24 protein-coding genes and 1 pseudogene are annotated in these 23839 nt (G+C 64.7%); 11 read left to right on the top strand and 14 right to left on the bottom strand.

Annotated elements, in window-relative coordinates; genetic code table 11:
• Window positions 1-40 precede the first annotated feature (40 nt).
• Window positions 41-973, top strand: coding sequence for an arabinofuranosidase (locus CH274_RS20440; RefSeq protein WP_094645500.1), 933 nt, complete (start codon window positions 41-43; stop codon window positions 971-973).
• 14 nt (window positions 974-987) lie between these two features.
• Here CH274_RS20440 and CH274_RS20445 read toward each other — a convergent pair whose 3' ends face one another.
• From CH274_RS20445 to CH274_RS20455, 3 genes are all read right to left on the bottom strand, one after another.
• Window positions 988-2013 carry a phosphotransferase family protein gene (locus CH274_RS20445; RefSeq protein WP_094658723.1) on the bottom strand — a complete coding sequence of 342 codons (1026 nt, stop codon included), beginning with the start codon at window positions 2011-2013 and terminating at the stop codon, window positions 988-990.
• Complete coding sequence (locus CH274_RS20450; protein ID WP_032394250.1) at window positions 2010-3221, bottom strand: acyl-CoA dehydrogenase family protein; 1212 nt, start codon at window positions 3219-3221, stop codon at window positions 2010-2012. The genes CH274_RS20445 and CH274_RS20450 overlap by 4 nt, the downstream gene beginning before the upstream one ends.
• Window positions 3222-3312: 91 nt before the next feature.
• Window positions 3313-3930, bottom strand: coding sequence for a TetR/AcrR family transcriptional regulator (locus tag CH274_RS20455; protein ID WP_032394273.1), 618 nt, complete (start codon window positions 3928-3930; stop codon window positions 3313-3315).
• 152 nt (window positions 3931-4082) lie between these two features.
• On the opposite strand from CH274_RS20455, the gene CH274_RS20460 reads away from it, so the two are divergent.
• Genes CH274_RS20460 through CH274_RS20470 form a run of 3 tightly spaced genes read left to right on the top strand, consistent with a single transcriptional unit; the run spans window position 4083 to window position 7838 of the window.
• The gene (locus CH274_RS20460) at window positions 4083-5699 is read left to right on the top strand and encodes a class I adenylate-forming enzyme family protein (protein ID WP_094631546.1); all 1617 of its coding nucleotides are present in this window, start codon (window positions 4083-4085) and stop codon (window positions 5697-5699) included.
• On the top strand, window positions 5696-6988 hold the full coding sequence (locus CH274_RS20465; protein ID WP_045196129.1) for an MFS transporter: 1293 nt from the start codon (window positions 5696-5698) through the stop codon (window positions 6986-6988). Before CH274_RS20460 ends, CH274_RS20465 begins: the two co-directional genes overlap by 4 nt.
• 55 nt (window positions 6989-7043) lie before the next feature.
• Window positions 7044-7838, top strand: coding sequence for a MerR family transcriptional regulator (locus tag CH274_RS20470; RefSeq protein WP_032394251.1), 795 nt, complete (start codon window positions 7044-7046; stop codon window positions 7836-7838).
• A 13-nt stretch (window positions 7839-7851) separates the two neighbouring features.
• Here CH274_RS20470 and CH274_RS20475 read toward each other — a convergent pair whose 3' ends face one another.
• Window positions 7852-8400, bottom strand: coding sequence for a TetR/AcrR family transcriptional regulator (locus tag CH274_RS20475; RefSeq protein WP_141214760.1), 549 nt, complete (start codon window positions 8398-8400; stop codon window positions 7852-7854).
• A gap of 68 nt (window positions 8401-8468) precedes the next feature.
• Here CH274_RS20475 and CH274_RS20480 point away from each other — a divergent pair, with 68 nt between their 5' ends.
• Together CH274_RS20480 and CH274_RS20485 are read left to right on the top strand one after the other, a co-directional pair.
• The gene (locus CH274_RS20480; RefSeq protein WP_143546623.1) at window positions 8469-8846 is read left to right on the top strand and encodes a hypothetical protein; all 378 of its coding nucleotides are present in this window, start codon (window positions 8469-8471) and stop codon (window positions 8844-8846) included.
• A 139-nt stretch (window positions 8847-8985) separates the two neighbouring features.
• Window positions 8986-9810 (top strand): dienelactone hydrolase family protein, encoded by an 825-nt coding sequence (locus tag CH274_RS20485; RefSeq protein WP_045196121.1) that lies wholly within the window; start codon window positions 8986-8988, stop codon window positions 9808-9810.
• Between the two features lie 58 nt (window positions 9811-9868).
• On the opposite strand, the gene CH274_RS20490 is transcribed toward CH274_RS20485, so the two are convergent.
• On the bottom strand, window positions 9869-10234 hold the full coding sequence (locus tag CH274_RS20490; protein ID WP_032394254.1) for a DUF1330 domain-containing protein: 366 nt from the start codon (window positions 10232-10234) through the stop codon (window positions 9869-9871).
• Between the two features lie 328 nt (window positions 10235-10562).
• Between CH274_RS20490 and CH274_RS20495 the strand changes: the two genes are divergently transcribed.
• Window positions 10563-11462: a 3-hydroxyacyl-CoA dehydrogenase gene (locus CH274_RS20495; protein ID WP_094658809.1), complete on the top strand. Its 900-nt coding sequence runs from the start codon at window positions 10563-10565 to the stop codon at window positions 11460-11462.
• Between the two features lie 110 nt (window positions 11463-11572).
• Here CH274_RS20495 and CH274_RS20500 read toward each other — a convergent pair whose 3' ends face one another.
• Window positions 11573-12775, bottom strand: a complete 1203-nt coding sequence (locus CH274_RS20500) for a helix-turn-helix domain-containing protein (protein WP_094658725.1) — start codon at window positions 12773-12775, stop codon at window positions 11573-11575.
• Window positions 12776-12903: 128 nt separating this feature from the next.
• Here CH274_RS20500 and CH274_RS20505 point away from each other — a divergent pair, with 128 nt between their 5' ends.
• Window positions 12904-14568 carry an FAD-binding dehydrogenase gene (locus CH274_RS20505; RefSeq protein WP_094658727.1) on the top strand — a complete coding sequence of 555 codons (1665 nt, stop codon included), beginning with the start codon at window positions 12904-12906 and terminating at the stop codon, window positions 14566-14568.
• Window positions 14569-14570: 2 nt separating this feature from the next.
• Window positions 14571-15500: an MBL fold metallo-hydrolase gene (locus tag CH274_RS20510; RefSeq protein ID WP_094658811.1), complete on the top strand. Its 930-nt coding sequence runs from the start codon at window positions 14571-14573 to the stop codon at window positions 15498-15500.
• A gap of 26 nt (window positions 15501-15526) precedes the next feature.
• Here the strand turns inward: CH274_RS20510 and CH274_RS28925 are convergent, their stop codons facing one another.
• Window positions 15527-15922 (bottom strand): LuxR C-terminal-related transcriptional regulator, encoded by a 396-nt coding sequence (locus tag CH274_RS28925; RefSeq protein WP_256993648.1) that lies wholly within the window; start codon window positions 15920-15922, stop codon window positions 15527-15529.
• A 209-nt stretch (window positions 15923-16131) separates the two neighbouring features.
• Between CH274_RS28925 and CH274_RS20520 the strand changes: the two genes are divergently transcribed.
• Window positions 16132-17373 carry a TetR family transcriptional regulator gene (locus CH274_RS20520; RefSeq protein WP_179275812.1) on the top strand — a complete coding sequence of 414 codons (1242 nt, stop codon included), beginning with the start codon at window positions 16132-16134 and terminating at the stop codon, window positions 17371-17373.
• Between the two features lie 22 nt (window positions 17374-17395).
• Here CH274_RS20520 and CH274_RS20525 read toward each other — a convergent pair whose 3' ends face one another.
• The 7 genes from CH274_RS20525 to CH274_RS20555 all read right to left on the bottom strand — a co-directional run bounded on the left by CH274_RS20525 (window position 17396) and on the right by CH274_RS20555 (window position 23426).
• Complete coding sequence (locus CH274_RS20525; protein ID WP_094631556.1) at window positions 17396-18655, bottom strand: PP2C family protein-serine/threonine phosphatase; 1260 nt, start codon at window positions 18653-18655, stop codon at window positions 17396-17398.
• 15 nt (window positions 18656-18670) lie between these two features.
• Window positions 18671-19120, bottom strand: a complete 450-nt coding sequence (locus tag CH274_RS20530; protein WP_032394258.1) for an ATP-binding protein — start codon at window positions 19118-19120, stop codon at window positions 18671-18673.
• Window positions 19121-19148: 28 nt separating this feature from the next.
• On the bottom strand, window positions 19149-19538 hold the full coding sequence (locus CH274_RS20535; protein ID WP_094645488.1) for an STAS domain-containing protein: 390 nt from the start codon (window positions 19536-19538) through the stop codon (window positions 19149-19151).
• Window positions 19539-19569: 31 nt separating this feature from the next.
• Entirely contained in the window at window positions 19570-19926 is a 357-nt protein-coding gene (locus CH274_RS20540; RefSeq protein ID WP_032394260.1) for an STAS domain-containing protein, read from the bottom strand.
• Between the two features lie 157 nt (window positions 19927-20083).
• On the bottom strand, window positions 20084-21676 hold the full coding sequence (locus CH274_RS20545; protein WP_094645487.1) for a phytoene desaturase family protein: 1593 nt from the start codon (window positions 21674-21676) through the stop codon (window positions 20084-20086).
• A complete protein-coding gene (locus CH274_RS20550) occupies window positions 21673-22992 on the bottom strand; it encodes an APC family permease (protein WP_256981008.1) in 1320 nt (439 codons plus the stop codon). The genes CH274_RS20545 and CH274_RS20550 overlap by 4 nt, the downstream gene beginning before the upstream one ends.
• The gene (locus CH274_RS20555; RefSeq protein WP_094658731.1) at window positions 22989-23426 is read right to left on the bottom strand and encodes an SRPBCC family protein; all 438 of its coding nucleotides are present in this window, start codon (window positions 23424-23426) and stop codon (window positions 22989-22991) included. Before CH274_RS20555 ends, CH274_RS20550 begins: the two co-directional genes overlap by 4 nt.
• Before the next feature lie 186 nt (window positions 23427-23612).
• Between CH274_RS20555 and CH274_RS20560 the strand changes: the two are divergent.
• Window positions 23613-23804 (top strand): annotated as a pseudogene (locus CH274_RS20560) (ANTAR domain-containing protein); the annotation flags it as partial.
• Window positions 23805-23839 lie beyond the last annotated feature (35 nt).

Here is a 23839-nt window from a genome sequence, read left to right on the forward strand (position 1 = left end):
GGTGATATCGACCGCGCGCAGGTTCCTTCTCGTCGTACCCATGGTGATCCTGGCGGTCGCCGGGTTGCTGTTCTCTGCTGCAGGAACCGGTGCCGCTGCGCCCTCTGTGTGGCGCTACACGATGGTGGCGTTCGGTAACGACAGCGATCGAGACATGGATGTCTACGAATCCGGCGACGGCACCGATTTCACAGCGCTGCAGACAGCGGCGTACCGACCCCCGTCCGGAGTCGTGCGTGACGCGAGCATATTCCGGCACACCGACGGTATGTACTACGTGACGTACACGACCGGCGGCGGTGCGAACATCGGCTTCGCGCGCAGCAGTGACCGCGTGAACTGGACGTTCTTGCAGAACTTCCCCATTCCGTTCTGCTGCGCTTTCCTCCCGGGCACCGGAGCCGGTACCGGCTCGGCCAGCCCATCCGGGTTCAGCGGATCGGCCGGCTTCTCGGACGGACCGTCGTTGTCTCCGTTCACCACGAAGGCGTGGGCACCGGAGTGGTTCGTCGAGGGAGACCGTGTCAGCGTCATCGTGTCGCTGTCCACCGGCGGTGGGTTCGTGCCGTATCTGATGACGGCCCTGGATCCGGGCCTGAGGATGTGGAGCTTTCCGGTTCCGTTCGTCGGCATCGGAGCCGACCACATCGACACCACTGTGGTGAAAGTGGGGCCGACCTATCACGCGTTCACCAAGAACGAGACCCACAAGGTCATCGAACACTGGACGGCGCCGTCGTCGATCGGTCCGTACACCCTCGTCCCCAGCCGCGATTTCGGGCCACTGAAAGAAGGTCCGACCGTCATCGAATTACCCGACGGTACATGGCGGTTGTACTACGACGACTACACCAACCGAAAGTACTTCTACTCCGACAGCACCGACGGGTTGAACACCTGGTCCGAGCCTCGGGAACTCCCGGGTGTGTCGGACACCGTCCGTCACGTCGGTGTGATGAGAGAGCCCGCCTGACAGTGGTTTTCGCGTCAGTCGGTGGCTCCTGCGAGTGCCCGTAGCCCGGCCGCGATGAACTCCCCGGTGGCCTCCGCGGCATTGCCTGCACCGGCCCCGGTGTCGGAGCCCGACAGCGCGCGGTGGGTGATTCCCTCACCGATCACTCCGAGCTTGAAATTGGCCAGGGCGAGGTAGAAGCCCCAATCGTGAAGTTCTCGACCGGATTCCACTGCGTAGTGTTGTGCGAGGTCCGCCGCGGACGGGTATCGATCGCTCGTCCATGCAGCGTCTGCGCCGAGGACCGCATCGAAGACCGGTTGGCGGTAGATGCACATCAGTGCGACGTCGGTCAGGGGATCACCGAGCGTCGACATCTCCCAGTCCACCACCGCAGCAACGGAACCGACGTCATCGGCGTCGAGAATGGTGTTGTCGACACGATAGTCGCCGTGCACGATGGACGACGCAGATCCCGCCGGTACCGCCGCTTCGAGCGCGCGATGCAATCGGTCGACATCGGGCAGGTCGCGAGTCTTGACTCGGTCCCACTGCCGAGCCCACGTGGCGACCTGCCGCGCGACGAAACCGTCGGGTCGGCCGAAGGTACCCAGGCCGACGGCGTGCGGATCCACCGCATGCAGTCGCGCGAGAACTCGAACCAGCTCCGCGGCGTTGGCAGTGACCTGCTCGTCCGTCAGATCGTCGAGATCTTCCCGCGTGCGGACCACTCGGCCGGGGACGAACTCCACGACGGTCATGGGCGCACCCAACGTGGAACCGTCTCGGTCGAACGCGACGGTTCGAGCGACCGGTACATCGGTGCCCGCCAGCGCCTCGGTGACGGCCCATTCCCGGGCCATGTCGTGCGCGGAGGGCGTCAGCCCACTGGTGGGAGGTCGACGGACGACCCAGGTCGAGGTGTCGTCGTACGCCCGGTAGGTGAGATTGGACCGACCGCCGCTGATCATCTCGACCGACAATGCGCCGTCGACGTCGATTCCGTGTTCTCGAAGAAACCTCTCCAGCGCAACGAGATTCATACCGGGCAGTTCGCTCACGCCTGTGCCTCCCGCGCTGCGCGCTTGGCAGCACCGATCGTCCGCTTGGCGATGGCCCACCGGTGTACCTCGGACGGGCCGTCGTAGACCCGGAACGGGCGTACTTCGCGGGAGAGCCTGGCCAACGGAAGATCGTCGGAAACCCCGAGACCGCCGCACATCTGGATACTGCGGTCGACGATACGGAAGATGGCCTCGGCAGCGAACGTCTTCGCGATCGACGTCTCGTTGGCCGCGTGCCCACCTCGATCCAACTCGAAGCACGCCACCGTCAGCAGCGCCCTGGTGGCCGCGATGTCGATCTCGTTGTCCGCGACCATCTTCTGCACCATGCCGAGGTCTCCGAGCTTTCCGCCGAATCCCTCGCGCCGGGCAACCTGCGCGACGGCGATGTCGTGCGCACGGCGGGAGGCTCCGAGCCAGCGCATCACGTGCGTCATCCGGGCAGGGCCCAATCGAACCTGGGCGTACGCGAATCCCTCGTCGACGGCACCGAGCACGTTCTCGTCGGGCACGAACGCGTTCTCGAAGAACACCTCGCAGTGACCGCCGATCATCGCTTTGTCCAAAGTACCGATGTGTCGGCCGACCCTGATTCCCGCGGTGTCGGCGGGTGCCAGGAACATCGTGGCCCCGCCGCGATCGCCGGGCGCGCCCGAGGTGCGGGCCATGATGATGAAGAAGCCTGCGCCGTCGGCTCCGGTGATGAACCACTTGTGCCCGTTGATCTTCCAGCCACCCTCGACTCGCTCGGCGGCGGTGGTGAGTGCCGCGGGATCGGAACCGGCACCCGGCGCGGGTTCGGTCATCGCGAAAGCCGACCGCACGTCGCCGCGCGCGAGCGGAGCGAGAAACTGCTCTTTCTGCGCTGCCGACGCGATGTGAGCGAGCATGTGCACGTTGCCTTCGTCGGGGGCTCCGAGGTTGAGGGCGATCGGACCGAACAGCGAGTATCCGGCTTCCTCGAACACCGGTGCCCGGTCGCTCATCGACAGCCCGTGGCCGCCGTACTCGACCGGCGCGTGCGGCGCGAACACGCCTGCGTCCTTGGCGGCCGCCTGCATCTCGATGCGTAGATCGTCACCTCCGGCGTCGGCGACGTTGCCCAGGAATCGGTCTTCGATGGGAAGCACATGATTGCGGGTGAACGTGCGTGTCCGATCGATCAGCTTCTCGATGTCGGGGTCGTACGTCAGATCGATGGCCACGATGCGCTCCCATTCCGATACCGACCGAACACTCGCTCGGTCACTGGAAGATTGGCACAATCGGTCGGTCGGGTCAAGGATCCCCGGGTAGCTATCGGTGCCCGCCGGTCGTGGCACCCACCGTGCGACGGGCGATGTCGAGATAGACCGCCACCAGCTCGCTCGGAGTCGACGGCCCGTCCGGTCGATACCACGTCGCTACGCCGACACACATCGTCGTCACGGCTCGACTGGCGTCCCTCGGGTGCGGTGTGTCGAACAGGCCCGCATCGACACCGGCGGCGACGATCGCGTCGAGCAGTCGTTGCTCCTCGTCCCGTTTGGCAATGTAGGCGGAGCGGTTCCCGGGATCCAGGCTGCGGATTTCCGTCGAGCACACGAATGCGGCGTCGCGCCTGTGAATGTGGAACAGCAGTAGCGATTCGACGACGGCGTCGAAACGGTCACTCGGCGACGTACCGGCACCGGCCTCGGCCGATCGAGTTCGCTCCAACAGCTCGTCCATCGCCGCGTCCATGATGCCCACCAGAAGAGCCTGCTTCGACGGAAAGTGGTGGTAGAGCCCGGGAACCGACAGTCCGGCTTCTGCTGCGATCTGCCGCACCGATGTTCCGTGGTAGCCCTGTTCCACGAACGTCTTCAACGCCGACGACAAGGCAGGGGAGAGGTTCGAGCCCTCGTACGTTCGCCAGGTGGATGTCGCGGTCATGCGCCCACCGTAGATGGCCGGGCGGCGGGTGTGGTCCCGGAAGCACCCGGTTGACACTTCTGTTGTGATCCGTAACACTACCGAGTAACGACCGAGCGAGTGTTCGGTCGGTCGATCTCGGTCAGGCCAACGTTCGATGGAAAGAGTCCTCGATGCCCCTCACCATCCTCGATGCCTGGCGCGCCCGGGTGTTCCGGTCGCCCGACCGGCCTGCATTGGCGTACTTCGATGCCGTTCTCACCGCCCGCGAGGTCGACGAGGCCTCCGACGCTCTCGCTGCCGCGTTCGCGGACCGCGGAGTGAATCCCGGTGACCGCGTCGGCATCTACCTGCAGAACGTTCCGCACTACGCACTGACGTTCTTGGCGCTGTGGAAGATCGGTGCCGTAGCTCTGATCCTGAATCCGATGTACCGCAACCGAGAACTGCGACACCTGCTCGACGACGCGGAGCCCGTAGCGCTCGTGTGCGACGAGTCGGATCTCGGCGAGCTCGAAACCTCGTTGCAAGGCAGTACGATTCGGTTCTTCGTGAGCACCAGCGGACTGGATCTGCAGACTCGCAACGATCCGCGAGTGTTCGCCGCGACGACGCGGGTCACGCCCACACCCGAGAACGACATGCTCGGCCTCGTCGAGGCCTACCGCGGTCGAATGCCGGAGGACACCGCACCGCAGCCGGACGATCTTGCGCTGTTGGCATACACCTCCGGAACCACGGGGCCGCCCAAGGGGGCCCGGATCTCGCACGCCAACGCGTTCGCGACGGCCTCGGACTTCGGTGAGCGTGCGGGTACGGAGGACGGCGACGTCGTCTTCGCCGTCGCGCCCCTGTTCCACATCACCGGGGCCATGCTCGATGCTGCTGTGGCTCTGGTGCGCGACTGCGTGCTCGTGTTCGCTCACCGCTTCCACGCAGGCGTCACACTGGACGCTTTCGTCGAGCATCGAGTCACCTACACCATCGGATCCATCACCGTGTTCAACGCGATCTCCGAGAGCCCCGGCGCGGACCGCAGACATTTCGCCTCCGTCAAGGCGCTGTACTCCGGCGGCGCACCCATTCCGCCGGCCACCGTCTCCGCGTTCGAGGCGAAGTTCGGGTGCTACATCCACAACGCGTACGGAATGACCGAGACCACCGCAGGCGTGATCGCGGTACCGCCAGGACTCCGGGCACCGGTGGACGCGTCGAGTGGATCGTTGTCCGTCGGACTGCCCCTCCCTCGCGTGCGGTTGCGCACACTCGATCCCACCGGGCTACCCACCGAAACGGGAGTAGCCGGCGAGTTGGAAGTGTCCGGGCCGCAGGTGGTCTCGGGGTACTGGCAGAACCCGGAGGCGTCGGCGTCGACGATGCCCGAAGGTCGCCTGCACACCGGGGACGTAGCGATCATCGACGAACAGGGCTGGGTCTATCTCGTCGACCGACTCAAGGACCAGATCAACGTCTCCGGATACAAGGTCTGGCCCCGAGAAGTCGAGGACGCCCTCTACGAACACCCGATGGTGTTCGAGGCAGCCGTGGTCGGTCGTCCCGACACCTATCAAGGGGAATCGGTGGTCGCGTACGTGTCGGTCCGCAGTGGTCCGGCCGTGACCACGGACGAGCTGATGGCCTTCGCGCGCGATCGGCTCGCTGCCTACAAACGTCCGAAAGAAATCCACATCATCGACGAGCTGCCCAAGACGCAGACCGGGAAGATTCGTCGCGCAGCACTCAAACCTGTTTCAGCACAGACTCACTCGAGCGAAAGTGGCACCCCATGACCGTCGGATCACCCCGCGACACCCGCTCGACACCGGACATCTCCTCGCGGAAGAAGTCGTTGTTCGCCAGCACGATCGGCAACGTACTCGAATGGTACGAGTGGAGCGCCTACGCAGTGTTCGCGCCGTTCATCGCCGCGGCGATGTTCAGCCAGAGCGATCCGGTCTCGGCCCTGCTGTCGACGTTGGCGGTGTTCGCCGTCGGATTCCTGATGCGGCCGCTCGGCGGCATCGTGTTCGGCCGGATCGCAGACAAGAAGGGGCGCAAGTTCGTTCTCGTCACCACCATGCTGATGATGGCCGCCGGAAGCCTGCTGATCGGCATCATGCCCACCTACGGAGCGATCGGGGCCTGGGCATCGGTACTGCTGCTGCTCGCCCGCGTCATGCAGGGTTTCGCGCACGGCGGCGAGTCGGCGACGGCCTACTCCTACGTCGGCGAGATCGCGCCACCGAACCGTCGAGGCATGTGGGGAAGCGTCGCGTTCGTCGCGATCTTCGGTGGCTCGGCACTGGCATACACGGTCGGTGGCGTCATCACCTCGACCCTGTCCGAATCTGCTGTCGGTCAATGGGGTTGGCGCATCCCGTTCCTGCTGGGTGCACTCCTGGCGCTGTTCGCTCTGTACCTGCGCAAGAACATGGACGAGAGCGACGTCTTCGATTCGGAACAGAACAAGGTGAAGCAGGCCCCGATCGCACGCAAGACCGTCGTGAAGGCGATCGTATTGATGATCGGAATGACGTCGGGAATCACGGCGGCGCACTACACCTGGACCTCCTACGTCTCGACGTTCGCCATCACACAGCGTGGGATGAACCCCGACACCGCGTACTGGATGCTGGTCATCGCTCAGTTGATCGCGTTGGTGTCGCTGCCGTTCTTCGGTCGTCTCTCGGATTCGATCGGTCGTCGGCCGATGCTGGCCGCCTTCGCCGTGCTGATGTTCGTTCTGCAGATCCCGCTGACGATGATGATCTCGACGCAGTGGTGGACGTTGCTGCTCCCGTCGACGGTTGCACTGCTCGTCATCGCCGTTCCGGCTTCGATCCTGTCGTCGACACTGTCGGAGAGCTTTCCCACCCGACTCCGCACGCAGGCAATCGGATTCGCCTATTCGTTCTCGGTGGCGGTATTCGGCGGAACTGCGCCCTATCTCAACCAACTCTTCCTCGGCCTCGATCTGGGCTGGGTGTTCGGCGTGTACATCATGTTCCTGGCCGCGATGACCGGTGTCGCGTGCTTCTTCATGAAGGAAACCAAGGGAATTCGACTCGAAGATGTCTGAACCGACTTCGGTCGAGCTTGCTCCTGACGTGACGTGAGGTTCTACCGTCTGATTCATGAACAACAACGGTCCGATCACCTGGGGAATCGGTGACGTCGCGCGTCGAACCGGCGTCACCGAACGTACGTTGCGGTACTACGAGGAACTGGGTTTGCTCGCCCCCGACCGAGACGGCGGGGGCAGGCGTCGGTACGGCGGGGGAGACCTCGATCGGCTGTACCGAATTCGGTTGCTCCGAGAATTGGGTACACCGCTTGCCGATGTCGATCCGGAAGCGATGGACCTCCAGCACCTGACGCGGCAGCACCTGACCGACCTGGACCATCGGATGGCACAGCTCGCCCGGGTGCGCGAACGGGTTCGGGCGGTCGAGGACCGGCTTCTGCAGGGCGCTCAGCCGGGAGACGACGCCTTGTTGGACCTGCTGTCGGGCCTGTCGACCGACGAGCCGGCGGTGACCAGGCGTACCACTTTGCTCGTCTATCGAGACATCGCGGCAGCCCATTCCTACCTCGTCGACGTGCTGGGACTCGCACCGGGACCGATCGAATACGACGGCGACCGAGCAGTCCACGGCGAGGTTCACGCCGGTGACGGTGTTGTCTGGTTGCACCGCGAGGCTCCTGAACATCGGATGGTGTCGCCCCTGACCAACGGCATGGTCACCGCCTCGCTCGCTGTCCTGATCGACGACGTGGACACCCATCATGGACGGGTGTCCGCAACCGGCGCAGCAATCGACTACGCGCCCACCGACATGCCCTACGGCGTCAGGGAGTACGGCGTTCGTGATCTCGAGGGTCACCTGTGGTCCTTCCAGACGCCGATCTCGGAACCGGTGGCGTCCTGAATCCGTTTGCCCCTCAGCGGATTCGTCGGTGATCGAGCAATGAGGTCGATGCAGTATCGGCGAGGTCACTGCCTCCCAGAAGACGCATGAGCAGAAGGCCGTCGAGCATCGCCACGGCAGCTGCCGCTTCCGTTCGTCGATGGTGCGCGTCGCCGACCACGAAGCCCCCGAGCCATTCGATCCAGCCCTCGACCAAGTGCGAGGCCACAGATCTGTAGGGCTCGAGTCCTGCTGTTGCTTGTCCGATCGCCTCGAAGTACAGACCGAACAGCGGATCGTACTCAGGCTGTGCCACAACCGGCCACGCCGTCGCGACCAGCGCGCGGTGATCCCTCATCGGCGTCGAGAACGCCGCGGCCAACACGGTTTGCAATCGATCTCCGACTACCGACAGCACAGACGTGACGAGGTCGTCCTTCGTCGGGAAGTAGTAGACGACCGTGCGATCGCTGATCTTCAAGCGCGCTGCGAGTCTGCCGAAGGTCAAGCGGCTCAGGCCCCCTTCCAGGGCGGCCTCCAGTGCCACGGACAGCATCTCCTCGCGTGAATGTCTCTTGACCACTCCTTGATTGTAGTGGCCACTACAGGTAGCTTGAGTTGTAGTGACCACTACAACTCAAGGGAGACGTCATGCCTACACGTTCGACTCCATTGCTCGCACTGTCGGTTCTGCGATCGACCGCCGGAGTGGTCTCGTGGGTGAGTCCAGCGCACTCGTGGCGTGCCTTCGGTCTCGGACCCATGCGTCAAGCCGGAAGTGCGGGGGTGGCGACGCGTCTGTTCGGAGTTCGCGATCTCGCGCTGGGAATGGCACTGCACCACCCATCCGCAGACGTTCGCAGAGCAGCCGTGGAGGCCGGGATCGCGATCGATGTTCTCGACGTCGCGGCAAGTGTGATCGGACGTCGTGCGGGCGCGCCTGCGGCGAGTCTGGCCGGAGTGGCCGCCGGCGCAACGCTGTTCGTCGTGCTGGGCGTGACGATCATCGCGGACTCGGATTCCTGGTGATCATCCGGTCAGCGCGTCGGTATCGGTCGCCGCCTGTCGTACATCCTCGGTCGGGGTGACGTATTTCGTGAAGCACGGCTAGCTTGGACGGCATGCGTCGGCTGGGCGCGGTGGATATCCGACAGAAGGGCGAACTCCCATGACCGATGACACGCTGGCCGACTTCGAGCGAACCGAGTTCACCGCGGACGGGCGGACCGCGCCGGTATATCGCATCGGAACCGGACCGGCCGTGATCGTGATGTCGGAAATGCCGGGCATCACTCCGAGGGTCGCGGACTTCGCGAGAACCGTTGCCGGAATCGGCTGTACGGCCGTTGTTCCGCACCTGTTCGGAGTCGACGGCAAGGATCCGCTGGCCGCCCCGCTGGGACCGCTCGGCACCGTGGCCACCATGTCCCGCGCGATGGTGCCGGCGTGCATCAGCCGCGAATTCACCATCCTGGCCACCGGCAGATCGTCGCGCATCGTGGTGTGGTTGCGCGCTCTGGCAGCGCAGGAGCACGAGCGCTGCGGCGGACCGGGCGTCGGTGCCATCGGAATGTGCTTCACCGGCGGATTCGCTCTTGCGATGGCGGCGGACGATCGACTGATCGCACCGGTGCTCTCGCAGCCCTCACTTCCGTTCGCGGCATCGAAGTCTCGCGGTAGGTCCATCGACATCACCCCCGGCGACCTCGACAAGGTGAAGAGTCGTTGTGCAGCAGGCGAGCTCACGGTCCTGGGGATGCGTTTCGAAGGCGACAAGATGTGCCCGCCCGCGCGATTCCAATGGTTGCGCGAGCAGCTCGGCGACGCGTTCGTCTCGGTGGAACTGCCCGACTCCGCCTTCAACCCGGAAGCATTCGGACCGCCGCATTCGGTCGTCACCGAAGGACTGATCGATGCTCCGGGGGAGCCGACACGGCAGGCGTTGGATCAGGTGCTCGACCTGTTCCGTAGTCGGTTGCTCCCGACAGAGTGAGTAGATCGCTGTCTCGCCCCTGCCGAGTACCGAGCAACTCGGTCAGCGAGCCACGAATTCACGACCACGGAACGGTGGCCTGTAGAACCGCCTCCTTCAACGCGCCGGTCCGCAGTGCCGTCACCGCCTGGTAATCGGGATCGGCCACCATGTCGCTGAACGCCTTGCGCGAGGGGTACTGCACCAGCAGAACCGCATCCCAGGCCTGACCGTCGTCGGCTACCAATGCCGTCGAGCCGTCGCCCGCATACAGCACCGTCGCGCCGTAGCGCGGGAGGAACGTCTCGTCCAGTGCTTTCGCATACTCTGCGTACGAATCGCGGCCACCGTCGGCGAACCGCAGCAGGTTGAGCATCACCACAGGCCCACCGGGGTCTTCTTCCAGATAGCGCCTGAGGTCTCTTCCGCGGGGATCGACAGCCATCGATCGAGTATGCGTCAGCCGACGATCCGATGGAGAGGAAATTGCCACCGACGGCACCACGCATCGAAAATCCAGCACGGACGGCGGCGAAGGGCCTCCGAATGCAGATGCAACCGACAGTATCGGTGACACCGCCGGGCAGTTGGCCATGGCGGTTGTCATGGGAGCGCGCTCGATTTCGTTGCCCGGGTGACAGGTCCTCGGGACAGTCGACCGCTCGTTCAGCGAGTCGATCCGCTGTTCGATGCCGAGACGGTGGTTCCATGGTCAGCGGTAGAACTTGTAGAGCGGGAAACCAGTGACTCGATGAATGGGAAGTGTGTCGTCCATGGCCGATGTTGAGAAAGTGACCGTATTCGGAACTGGAGTGCTCGGTTCGCAGATCATGATGCAGGCGGCGTACCATGGGAAAACCGTTGTGGGATACGATATTTCAGACGAATTGTTGGCCAAACTGCCGGATCGCTGGGGATGGATGCGCGGATACTACAAGCGCGACCTGAAGACCTTCGACGAGGCACGTTTCGACGAGGCCATCGAATCCATCACGACCACCACCAGCGTCGCGGAAGCCGTTTCGGACGCCGACCTGGTGATCGAAGCGGTTCCGGAGGATCTCGAGCTGAAGAAACGTGTCTGGTCGGATATCGGCGCGTCCGCCCCGCCGAGAACTATCTTCGTGACCAACTCGTCGTCGCTACTGCCCAGCAGCTTTGCGGAGGCCACCGGGCGGCCGGAGAAATTTCTCGCACTGCACTTCGCCAATCTCGTGTGGCGGTACAACACAGGTGAGGTGATGGCAACTGCTGCAACAGATCCCGCTCACTTCGACACCGTACTGAACTTCGCTTCCGAGATTGGTCTCGTTCCCGTTCCGGTCCGAAAGGAAGTACCGGGATACGTGTTGAACAGTCTGTTGATTCCGCTGCTGCAAGCAGGAGCCAACCTCTACGTCGGCGGTGTTGCCAATCCTGCCGACATCGACAATGTGTGGCGAATAGCCACCGGGGCGCCCGCCGGCCCGTTCCAGATATACGACACGGTCGGCTTCAACGTCGCAGCACACATCGCGCGCGCAAGCGGTGGCGAGGATCAAGTGAAATTCGCCGATATGCTTCAAAAGGGCATAGACGCGGGAAAGACAGGCCTCGGGGACGGAGAGGGTTTCTACACGTACGATTCCGACGGCCGGCGACTCGATGCTGTCGAGTCGTGGAACATCAACTGAAAGCGCTCGATCACTGTCTCGTTCCGATGGAAGAGACTGTTGTCGAGGTATGGCCGGACAGCTTCCCGTCGTAGCCCGTCGCGCACCGCAGCGATGGCCGCCGAGCCGGATCAACCGAGTTGCCGCAGTTGAATCGCGGTGTCGAGCGCCAGCCGATGCCACGCCGATCGCGGATCTCGGCCGGTCAGTTCCTGGGCTCGGCGCAGTCGATAACGCAGCGTTTGCGGATGCACATGCAACTGTGCCGCTGCGGCCGTGGCGGTGCCGGTGGCGATGAAGGCCGAAAGGCCCTCGAGGATATGCGCATTCGCGGCCTCGATGAGCGAGCCGAGTACGGTGCGCACCACCTCGCTCGTGTCCGCGGTGGGCCGCGCGGTCAACAGTGCCAGCAGCTGCCCGTCGCCGGTGTCGAGCACGGCACGATCGTCGAACGCATGATCCGGTGCCGTGTCCAGAGCATCGGAAGCGAGCCTCCAGGCGCCGCTGACACCGGCAATGGTCGACAGCTCCACGAGGCATCCACGCACACCGGTCGCTCGGGACGCGCCGTCGGCACGGTCTCGACCGATCGAGGACGGCAGCAGCAGGATCGCCCGCTGCTCGCGTCGGGTGCACAGGTGACTGCGCGTCGTCGACGGCGCGGTGCGATCGGGCGGCGCGAGTCCCAGTGCGAGAACCAGAGATTCGATGGTGTCATCGGTCAGTGCTCTGCCCGCGCTTGTCATTTCCACCACCAGTAGATTCGGGTGACTGGACAGTTCCAGGTCGAGTTCGCGGGCGCGATCGGCCACCGCTCCGGGCGAGTTGTGTCTGTTCGCCAGCAGGTCGTCGAGCAAGAGGGCGTGAGCCTGCGCCCGATTGGATGTGAGTTGTTCGCGCGCAACGATGTACGCGCCGATGATCTCCTCGGATATCGCGTCGATGGCGTCGAGCACGCCCAGGCTGAGATCGGCGATGTCCGGTGGGTCGAGCGCATCGAGGTACTCGGTCGCCACGTGCCGAACGAACACGCTCGATGCAACTCGATAGGCTCTGAGCACGTCGGCCAACGGTCGGCCGTCGGCGGCGCGGGCCGCACCGATCGCGCGAAATCGGCTGTGATCACGTCCGTCGAGAGCCGGATCTCCGCCTGCCCACAGCGTCATCAGGCGACGCAGCGACCAGTAGGCGATCGCCTCGACATCGGCCGACTGCGGACCGTCCAGGGTGCGGTAGACCGGAATTGCATCCCGCACGGCCTGCACTGCCGACGCCACCACAGCCACCAGTTCCGCTTCGATCTCGGCGACCACCGCGGCCCGGGCTCGGTACATCGCGGCATCGTCTCATATTTGTCGGTGACTGATGAACCGTATTGTCAACGAAGCCGATTTCCTTGAGTTCCGGCGCCCACGACAGCACAGTCGAGGGAGACAGACGGGTCGAGCAGAAGAGTGGGGCAATGGACGCAGACGTGATCGTGGTGGGTGCAGGCTTGGCCGGACTGGTGGCGACCGCCGAACTGGCCGACGCCGGAAAACGGGTGCTCCTCCTCGACCAGGAGCCCGAGCAGAACCTGGGTGGACAAGCGTTCTGGTCGCTGGGCGGTCTGTTCATGGTCGACACCCCGGAGCAGCGACGCATGGGCATCAAGGATTCCGCGGAGCTCGCGTGGCAGGACTGGCTCGGCACCGCGACCTTCGATCGCGGCATCGACGATCCGGCCGGCGAGGACTATTGGGGACACCAGTGGGCGCGCGCGTACCTCGACTTCGCGGCCGGGGAGAAGCGCTCCTGGCTGCACGCGCAGGGCGTGCGGTGGGTGCCCATAGTCGGGTGGGCCGAACGTGGTGGCTACCTCGCCGAGGGACACGGGAATTCGGTTCCGCGGTTCCACCTGACCTGGGGTACCGGGCCCGGGGTTGTCGCACCGTTCGAGCGGCGCGTGCGGGAGGCCGCCGACAAGGGATTGGTGCGCTTCGGTTTTCGTCACCGCGTCGACGAGTTCATCGTCAGTGCAGGCACAGTTGAGGGAGTTCGCGGCGCAGTTCTCGAACCCAGTGCCGCGGAACGAGGTTCGGGTAGTACCCGCGTCGAGGTGGGTGAGTTCGAGCTGCGTGCCGGAGCCGTGCTCGTCACCGCGGGCGGCATCGGAGCCAACCACGACATGGTGCGGGAGAACTGGCCGGCACGGCTGGGAACGGCTCCGAAGTCTCTGATCTCCGGAGTCCCCGAACACGTCGACGGCCGCATGCTCGGCATCACCGAGAAAGTCGGTGGACGTCTGGTCAACAAGGACCGCATGTGGCACTACACCGAAGGCATCAAGAACTGGAATCCGATCTGGAAGAATCACGGAATCAGAATCATTCCCGGCCCGTCGTCCATATGGTTCGACGCGCGTGGTCGACGGTTCCCGGTGCCCAATTTCCCCGGATTCGATACCCTCGGAACGTTGAAAGCCATCCAGGACAGTGGATTCGACTATTCCTGGTTCGTTCTGACGCAGAAGATCATCGAGAAGGAGTTCGCGCTCTCGGGATCGGAGCAGAATCCGGACATCACCGGAAAGAACCTCAAGCTCGTCCTCGGTCGAGTGCTGCCCGGTGCCAGCGGACCGGTCGAGGCGTTCAAGAAGAACGGAGAGGATTTCGTCGTCGCCGACACCCTCGCCGAACTCGTCCAGGGCATGAACAGGATCTCCGGCGAAAATCTGATCGACCTCGTCGATCTGAAGCGGCAGATCGAGGCCCGCGACCGTGAGGTCGACAACCCGTTCACCAAGGACCTGCAAATCTCCGCAATCCACAACTCGCGTCGTTCGCGCGGAGAACGCATCGCGCGTACCGCCTCGCCGCACAAGATCCTCGATCCCAAGTCGGGTCCGTTGATTGCCGTGCGTCTGAACATCATCACGCGGAAAACGTTGGGCGGCATCCAAACCGACCTGCAGGGCCGGGTTCTCGATGGCGACGGACACGCGATCGACGGGCTGTGGGCGGCCGGTGAGATCGCAGGATTCGGCGGCGGCGGTGTGCACGGGTACCGCTCACTGGAGGGAACCTTCCTCGGTGGGTGCATCTTCGGCGGCCGGCAGGCGGGACGCGCGATCGCCGCGCAGGCGTGACGGTGGCCCTCAGAATCGGTCGTCCCGCGCTGCCGGGTCCGGCGGAGATCGCCACCACGGCGTCGGCGTCTCCCTGGTCGCCGGTGACGGCGTCGTTTCTCGGCGTCAGCACCGTGCTCTTCGACGACGGGCGATCGGCGATCCTCACCGACGGCTTCTTCTCGCGACCGTCGCTTCCGAAAACCCTCGTACGACCGCTGCGGTCGGACATCGGGCGCATCGATGCAGCCCTACGCAGAGCGGGGATCACCACGCTCGACGCGGTGCTGTGTGCCCACTCGCACTACGATCACGCACTCGACTCGGCGGCGGTAGCGCTGCGTACCCGTGCAGTTCTGGTCGGCGGTTCCTCGACCGGCTTCATCGGGCAGGGCTCCGGGCTCTCGGACGACCGAGTCGTCGTGGTCGAGAACGACGAGACAACGGTGCAGGGCAACTTCGCCGTCACGTTCGTCGAATCGGTTCACTCGTATCCGGATCGGGCGCACGGCAGGATCGAGCGGCCACTGACCCAGCCGGCTCGGGTGCGTGAGTACCGATGCGGGGAGGCATGGTCGATGCACATCGAACACGTTCCCAGCGGCCGGACGGCACTGGTGCACAGCAGCGCCGGTTTTCGTTCCGGCATGCTCGAAGGTCGCCGTGCCGACGTGGTCTACCTCTCGATAGGGCAGCTCGGTCGACGGCCGCGCGCGTTCATCGAGCAGTACTGGCAGGAGACGGTCGTGGCGGTCGGTGCCCGACGCGTGGTGTTGACGCACTGGGACAACTTCTTTCGCTCCCTGGACGAACCACTGCAAGCGCTCGCGTACGTCTTCGACGACATGTCTGCCTCCGTCGATGTGCTGAACGCCTGCGCGCGGAGAGACGACATCGACCTCGAATTGCCGACCCTGTGGCGACGCGCGGACCCGTGGGCGGAACGGGCCTGACACCGACCCTGCACGCGGGCTGACGATCACAGATCGTCGAGGGTGACCAAGCCGTCCTGCAGCGCCCGGGCCACGAGCGACGCTTTGGTCGGTGCCGCACGACCGACGGTGGCGTACTTCGCGCGAATTCGAGACAGGTGGGTATTCACCGTGCCGAGTGCGATGTGCAGAACCGCGCACACTTCTTGTTTGGAGTCGCAGCGCAACCACGCACCCAGGACCGCGATCTCGCGGGCGGTGAGGCCGGGATCGGCGGACCTCGTCGCTTCCTGCCGTGACCTGGGAGTCTCGGTACCGGGATTTGCGACGGTCCTGGCGCGCACGGTCGATGCACTGCGGCGCGGCGCGAATCGCTGCCCCGGATGGACCGCGGTACCGGACGCGACCTGAATCGTCGTGGTCGACAGACCTGTACTCGTCACTTGCATTGCATCCGACCCCTGCTGTCCGACTTGGGTGTTTCGGACATCCGACCACGCCGGCAAATATGAAACAACACCAACGGGTTCGAGGCAGAACGCGGCATTGGAGGCTCCTGTCGATCCAGGTTTATCGTTTTGTAAAGTCGGGTCTTCACGGGGCCATTGTTATAGTTCACTGTCCACCGGATCGAAACCGTAGGCGGTCGTCGTTGAGCCCGAAATCCACACCCCGCGAACAACTGCTGCGGGCGGGCTCACGATTGCTGACCGATCTCGATATGTCGGTGCTCGCACGATCGCTGTCTATCGCCTCGGTCGTGGAAGAAGCCGGGTTGTCGCACCAGACTTTCCACAATGCGTACCCCGGGTCCTCCCGTGCCGGGGAGCGTGGTGGCAAGGAAGCGTTCGTCGAGGACTTGCTCGCGCACGTGACTCTGCAGTACACGAAGCCCGGCGATGCAGAGCATGCCTCGTCGGATCTCGCGTCCTACTTCGAGCAACTGACCTCCGGTCTGCTGCGCAGGAGAATGATCGGCGCGATGATCGCCTCCGACCACGCCGGAGCGAGATCGTCGTTGGCACCCGAATTCGATGCCATGGACGCCGCAGTCGAGGATGCCGTCCGGCACAAGCTTCGTGCACTCGGGGGTTCGGTGAGAACGCCGCTGACGGTGACCGGACTGTCCCATGTCCTCGTCGCCCTGCTCGACGGTCTTGCTTTCCGTGAGACCCTCAGCCCGGGAACGGTGCCCACGTCTCGTGCGTCCACGGCTGTCGAATCGCTGCTGGAATGGGCGGTGGACCCAGTTCACTCGGATCGTCGTGAACGCACAGCGGGACCCGTGGACGTGCCCGCTTCTCTCGACGGTTTCGATCATTCGAGGGCCGACATCGAATCCGACGTCATCGCGGCGACCGAGAGGTTGTTCGCGGCACACGGATATTTCTCGGTCACCCTCGCCGACATCGCCACTGCTTCCTCGCTCACCGTCGCCGATCTCAAGCGCCTGTTCCCGAGCAAGGTCGACATCATCGTTGCCGCACTGACGCCCGAGTTCGAGCGCGTCCTCCGGCTGGGTCGTGCGGACGCCCGACTGGAGGTGGAACCCATTGCGGCTCTTAAACGTTCGGTCGGTCGGCTCGCGGAGTTCGTGGCGCGCAACCGCTCGATGAGCTCGGGGATGCTGTTGGCACTGAGCTTCGAGCAGTTTCACGAGCCGAGCACTGTCACCACCATTCGGGAGCAACTCCCGCTGCCCTCGGCGCTCACCCCGATCCTCGAACGTGGCCAGCGTCGAGGCGACTTCGGTACCGAGGCGTCGGCAAGCGAACTTGCGACGATACTCGCCAACAACGTGGTGATCAGGTCCGTCTCACGGTCCGAGGAAGGTCCGGAACAAGTCTCCGACTACGTCCTGCGGGTGTTCCTGTCGGGAATACGAGCACGTTGAGCGAGCCTGCGGGCCTGAACTGCTACGCGTCGGCGTCGACCCGGGGTACCTCGAAGGCGAGCAGTGCTACGTCGTCCTGCAGACCGTCTCCGAAGGAAGCCAGAAGTGACGTGAGATCGTCGACGATCTTCGGCGCAGTCGTCGGACCTCTTTCGGCAGCAAAAGATTCGAGGCCACCGTCGTCGTCGAAGCGTGTTCGCCCCGGTCCGACGATTGCCTCGGTCAACCCGTCGGTGTAGAAGGCCATGACGTCGCCGGGTCGCAGTGTCACCGATGCCGACGCGAAGTGCGGCTCGGCCAATGCTCCCACCAACTGACCACCGGTGGTGTCGACGAAGTCCACGACGGCGTCGTGACCGATACGCAGTGCCGGCGGATGTCCTCCGCTGGCGAGGTCGACCACCGCGCCGTCCGGGCCCGGAGTGATGGTGCCGAAAACCACTGTGCAGAAACGTGGGTCGTCGCCGTGGAACTCGTGGTGCAGAACGGTGTTGAGGTTCTGGAGTACCGAGATCGGGTCGCGGTCGAACACCGCCGCGGCGCGCAGGGTGTATCGGGTCAGCGAGGTGACGGCGGCGGCTCCGGCACCCTTCCCGCTGACGTCACCGAGGAAGAATCCCCATGTCCGATTGTCGAGGGGGAACACATCGTAGAAATCGCCACCGACCTCGTCGATGGATGCGGGGTGATAGTGAGCCGCCACGTTCATACCCGTCGGAGCGGACAGGATCGGGGGGAGCAGGGTGCGTTGCAGGGTCGACGCCAGAATCTGCACTTGCGTTCTCTCTGCCTCGGCCTGCTTGCGCGCTTCCTCCGAGGCGCCCAGTGCATCCTGTGATCTGTCCAGAGCGGCCTCGGCGCTGTCCTGCGCCGCCTCGGCGTTGTCACGGGCGTCGATCAGATCTCTTTCGCGGACGTTCCGCTCGGTCTCGTTGTGCAGCGTCATCGTCACCGTCATGGGACCTGTGGGCGTGCGCAGGGCGTTGGCGAGTATCGACACGGCGATTGCATCGCTCCTGTCGGGTGCGACGGTCAGCTTCGCGGAGGCTCCGATCGGGGAGTCGGCCCGTGAATTCGACGCGACATCGATCAGCGCCGTCAGTACGGGCTCGAACTCGATCGTGAACAGGTCGGTGACCGACGTTCCCACGAGAGCGTCACGACTGCGTGCGGTGATCCGGGCGGCGGCAGCATTGGCGTAGAGGATCCGTGCCGTGGCCACATCGACGGAGAACACCCCGCACGGTGCACTGTCGAGCAATTCAGCAGCAGTGGCAGACATGGGCACTCCCTTCGTTCATGACGAGCGGGTGGCAGAACTGGAGCGGCTTGCCGAGACCGGATCGGTCCACACCGCAGTCACGATGGTCCCGAACCCCGGCCGGTGATCGACGAGGAGGTCGTCCGACACTGCGGCAGCGAGCTGCAACCCATGGCTGCGATTGGTCGTCGGCGTCGGTGGCCGCCACGTTCCGGTGTCGGAAATCGTGACAGTCAGGGTTCGATGTTCGTACGCGGCGGTGACCGTCATCGTTCCGGGCTCGGGCACTGCGTGGTAGGCATGCTCGACCACGTTCGCGAGCGCTTCGTAGACCCCGAGGACGATGTCGTCCACCAGTGAGTTGCTCACTCCCAGTTCGAGAACCCAGTGATGCAGCCGGCGTCGAAGCGCGGTCGCCACGGCCGATTCGGCCGGTGCGGTGTGGCTCCAACGCTGTGGAGTGGGTCCGGGACTGCTCTCGGTCATCGTCGCTGTCCGAACCGGTACCGGCCGGTCATCGGTCGACTTCCGAGTCGAGAGCTGCCGACCGCACGTGAGCCACCGCGTCGGGAACGGTCGTGAAAGTGGCCATCACCCGATCGATTCCGCTGAGCTGCACGGGCCGAACCACGACTCCATCGACCGCCACGAGCGCCATGAGCGAGGCATCGGGCAGTCGATCGCAGACTCGCACCAGTATGGTGATGGCGCTCGACGACAGGAAGCTCACATCCGTTAGATCCACCACGAGTCCGGCCCGGGCTGTGTCTGCCGCCGGGAACGCAGCAGCCGACAGCTCCGGTATGGTGTCGAGATCGAGTTCGCCTCGAACGGTGAGCACGGTCGTCGCGTCGTGGTCCGCTGCCACGATCTCGAAGGCTGCTCCGGTCGGCTCGTCTGGCATGGGTTCGACGTTACCTGTTGTCGAGTCGAACTCACGACCGAAACGCGTCGACGAACAGGTCGCCTGCGCCCAGTACCTCCAGGACCATACGCACCGATCGTGCAGGCGCGAGCACGGCGATCTTGCCCGGATGCACGTAGGTGGCATCGATGATTGCGTTGGCAACGCCGGAGTACATGAACGACACCGCCGACAGATCGACACAGACCCGATCGGAGGCGGCGGCCAGGCGGTCCAGGCTGTGCACGAACTCGGCTCTGGTCGACATGTCGAGTTCGCCCGACGCTCGCAGAATGTTGTGTCCGTCCGGTCGAACGACGGTCTCGACCCGAAACACGCCCTCGTCGTCGCGAATGGAGCGTTCCATCGTTGCAGTGCTGGTCAACATATCTTTACCTCTTCCCCGAAGCGTTCGTCCCGGTCGGTCTGCCCGCGCGGTGCACAACGCTGAGTTGTTGTGCTTTCAACGATGCCAGTGCCTGATTGCAGGAGACTCCGCCGCACATCTCGAACGAGTAACGAAAGATCTCGTTTCGATAACGCCGTCACCGGGTCAACACGTCGATGAGCGAACCGGTGATTTTCTTCTTCATCCAGCCGTGTACACCTCGCTGGCCCAGCGCTGCCCGGGCAGCGTTGAGGCCGGCGGCTCCGTGCACTCCTCCACCGGGGTGCGCCGATGCCGACCCGAGAAACAGTCCTTCCACCGGCGTTTCCGCCCGCCCCAGCCCCGGCGTCGGTCGAAATATCAACTGCTGCTGCAGCTGCGCGGTTCCGCCGTTCACCGCACCACCGTGCAGATTGGCATCGGCACCGTACAGATCGCTCGGTCGTTGGACGACCCGCCCGACGACCGAATCGGTAAATCCCGGTGCATGGGCGTCGAGGACTTCGTCGACCCGATCCGCCACGGTGTCGGCGGCCGCGTCGTCGACGACGCCCCTCGGCAGATGTGTGTAGGCCCAAGCGCTTTCGGTGCCCTCCGGTGACCTGCTCCGATCGGCAGTGGTCATCTGGCCGAACAGCATGAACGGGCTCTGGGGAAGAACTCCGGTGGTGAGATCTGCCGCCCAGTGCACGAGGCCGTTGTCGTCCGCACCGAGATGGACGGTGCCGGCGTCGGCCAAAGACGGTGAGTTCCAGGGTATTCGACGATCGAGTGCGTAGTTCACCTTGACCACCGGGGTGTCCCACTCGAAGGTGCGCAAGTCGTCGTGCACTCGGCGCGGCACGGCGTCGAACGGAAGCAGTGAACCGTACAGAGCCGGTGCGGACACGTCGGCCACGATCGCCCGACGCGCTCGAAACGTGTCTCCGGCAGCGGTGTGCACCCCGCGAGCGCGGCCGCCGCGTACCTCGATGTGCTCGACCGCCTGACCGCACTCGAGCGCCGCACCCGACGCGGCACCACGACGAATCAACGCGGTCGTCAGCGCAGACGATCCGCCCACAGGGGCCGGAAACCCGACGTCCTGAGCCAGCATCGTGAGCAGCCAGCCCATCATGCCGCTCACCGGGGCATCGGTCGGGACGTCACCGTGCATGGCGTTGCCCAGCAGCAGGCAGCGAGCAGCCTCGCTGTGAAAGAGCTCGTGAGCCATCACCCGGGCGGGAAGGGCCGCGAATCGCGCGAAGCGCAGTGTCTCGGGCACCCCCAAGGTGTGGACGAGTCGAGCCGCTGGGACGACGGGTGGAAACGGTCCGAACAGCGAATTCATGAAGGGCTCGCGAATGCGCTCCCACTGCTCGAAGAGCCGCAGCCAGGTTCGGCCGTCTCGCGCGTCGTGTTCCGACAGCCGCGCAGCGGTGGTCTCGACGTCGTGGTGAACGACCGGAGCGTCGGTGTCCTGCGGTGACCGCGCATGGCCGTACACCGCGGGGGAGTGCGACCACTGCAGCCCGTGGCTTTCCAAGTCGAGTGCAGTCATGGCAGGCGAGGCGAGCGCCAGCGGATAGAAGGCGCTGAAGAGGTCACTGGTGAAACCGGGAACGAGCTCGGCGCTGCGCACAGCGCCGCCGGGATGTTCGGCAGCCTCGAGGACCACGACGTCCCAGCCGGCGTCGGCCATCGCTGCCGCCGCAACCAAGCCGTTGTGGCCACTGCCGATCACGATCGCGTCGACCTCGGTGGTGGTCATGAGACTGCACTCCTCCGGTCGGTATCGGTCTTGTTGGTCAGCAGGTTACCGACGAAGTACAGCGCTACTCCCACGGCGAGGAGCAATCCGGCGCGCAGCCACGTTGCCGCGGACTGCTGGGTCAGTAGAACTGCGCACGTGATCAGTGCCAGCACGGGGAGTGCGGTCGGCGTCCGGAAATGACCGGAGTCGGCCCGATCGCTGCGAAGCACCAGTACCGCCACGTTGGTGCTGATGAAGACGAACAGCAGGAGCAGCACGACCGTCTCCGCAAGCGCAGCGACGGAACCGGTGCTGCACAACACCATCGCGACGACGGTGGTGGCCACGATCGCTGCCCACGGAGTTCTGCGGCCCGGCAGAACCTTGGCCAATGCGCCGGGAAGCAGACCGTCACGAGCCATGCCGAAGGTCAGTCGCGAGGCCATGATCATGGTCAGCAGTGCGCCGTTGGCCACGGCTACCAGTGCGACGAGGCCGAAGACCCACGGCGGAATGCCCGCATCGGCAGCTGCGACGACCTCGAGCAGCGGACCGGTCGATTGCGCCAGGGTGTCGGCGGGCACGACGGTGGACACTGCGAGACCGACGAGCACGTACACCACCCCGGCGACGGTGACAGCACCGAGAAGAGCCCGTGGGTAGACCCGGCGCACGTCCTCGACTTCTTCGGCGATGTTCGCCGACGTCTCGAATCCGACGAACGAATAGAACGCGAGCAGAGCCGCGCCGAGCACCGCGAGCGTCGGAGTCGTCGCGTCGGTGAATTCGAGGACCCTGGACGGCGTGCCGTCACCCCGGCTCAGCACGAGACCGGCGAGGGCGACGATCAGCACCAGACCCGATACCTCGACGACCGTCATAGCGAGGTTCGCCCGCAACGATTCGGTGATCCCGCGAGCGTTGAGCAGCCCGACCAGAAGCAGGAAGACCACTGCGGCGGGGACGGCTGGCACGTCGAGGAACACGCCCAGGTAGTCGCCCGAGAAGGCAAGCGCCAGGCCGGCGGCGCTGGTGACACCTGCGGCGAGCATCGAGAATCCCACCAGAAACGACACGAGCGGTTTTTTGTACGCCCGCTGCGCGAACACGGCTGCGCCGCCTGCTCGTGGGTACTTGGTGACGAGTTCTGCGTACGACGCAGCGGTCAGCAGTGCCATCAGCAGGGCGACGAGCATGGGCAGCCAGATCGCTCCGCCGACCTCGCCCGCTATCTCGCCGACGAGAGCGTAGATTCCGGCACCGAGCACATCGCCGAGAATGAAGACGAACAGCATTTTCCCCGAGACTGCCTGTCGCAGTGGGGACTTGCTCACGGAGCTGTGGACCGCTCTGCGAGCAGGGCGAGCCGACGGAGCGCCTCGGCGTTGCGTGGATGCGCCAACAGATGCTGTATCCGATTCGGCACCAGGGCGAACGGCGCAGTGATCGCGTGCTCGATGATCTCGATGCGGCAACCGGTGGCAATCGGGTGTAGCCGCACCGTGATCGACGCTTTGCCGAACGGCAGGGCGCGCGCTTCGAGTCGTATCTCTCGTTCGGCGTGAATTCCCACCGAACCAGTCACGTCGCTCAGCACCGCGGGCCAGGTGCCGACGGCATGGTGAATCGTGGAACCCGGTGCGGGCCAGGTGTTGTCGACGGCGCGAATTCGGGATGCACCGACCACCCAGGTTGCGTACGTCCAACCGTCCGCGAGGACTCTCCAGACGTCCTCACAGCTGGCTGTGGTTTCTCTGCTCGTGGGCACGATTCGGCCTCCGGAATCTCTTGTCGTTTTGTGTGAGCACGTGATCCGCGCTCGCCGACACTCCGGGACTGGAAGTGGGGCACTCTGGGTGCTGCGATCGCACGGTAGAACGATCCGACATTGCCGTATGCCCCGAAACGGGCCGGTTCAATCGGTGCGGCAGATCGAGGAGAAGTCATGTCCCACCGCAGCGCTCTGGCCTCGCGAGATCGAATCGGTCAGGCCAAGGGGATCATCATGGAGCGCTTCGACGTCGACGCCATCCGCGCGTTCGACATGCTCGGTGCGCTGTCACAGGAAATGAACGTGCCGGTATCGATGTTGGCGGCGCAGCTGATCAGCCGTGAACACCCGACCGAGCCCGATCTGCCGAGCTGACGTTCGCCCCACCAGGTGCGCGACCACCTGATTTC

The sequence above is a fragment of the Rhodococcus sp. 06-418-5 genome, from assembly GCF_002258285.1.
Lineage (GTDB): Bacteria > Actinomycetota > Actinomycetes > Mycobacteriales > Mycobacteriaceae > Rhodococcoides.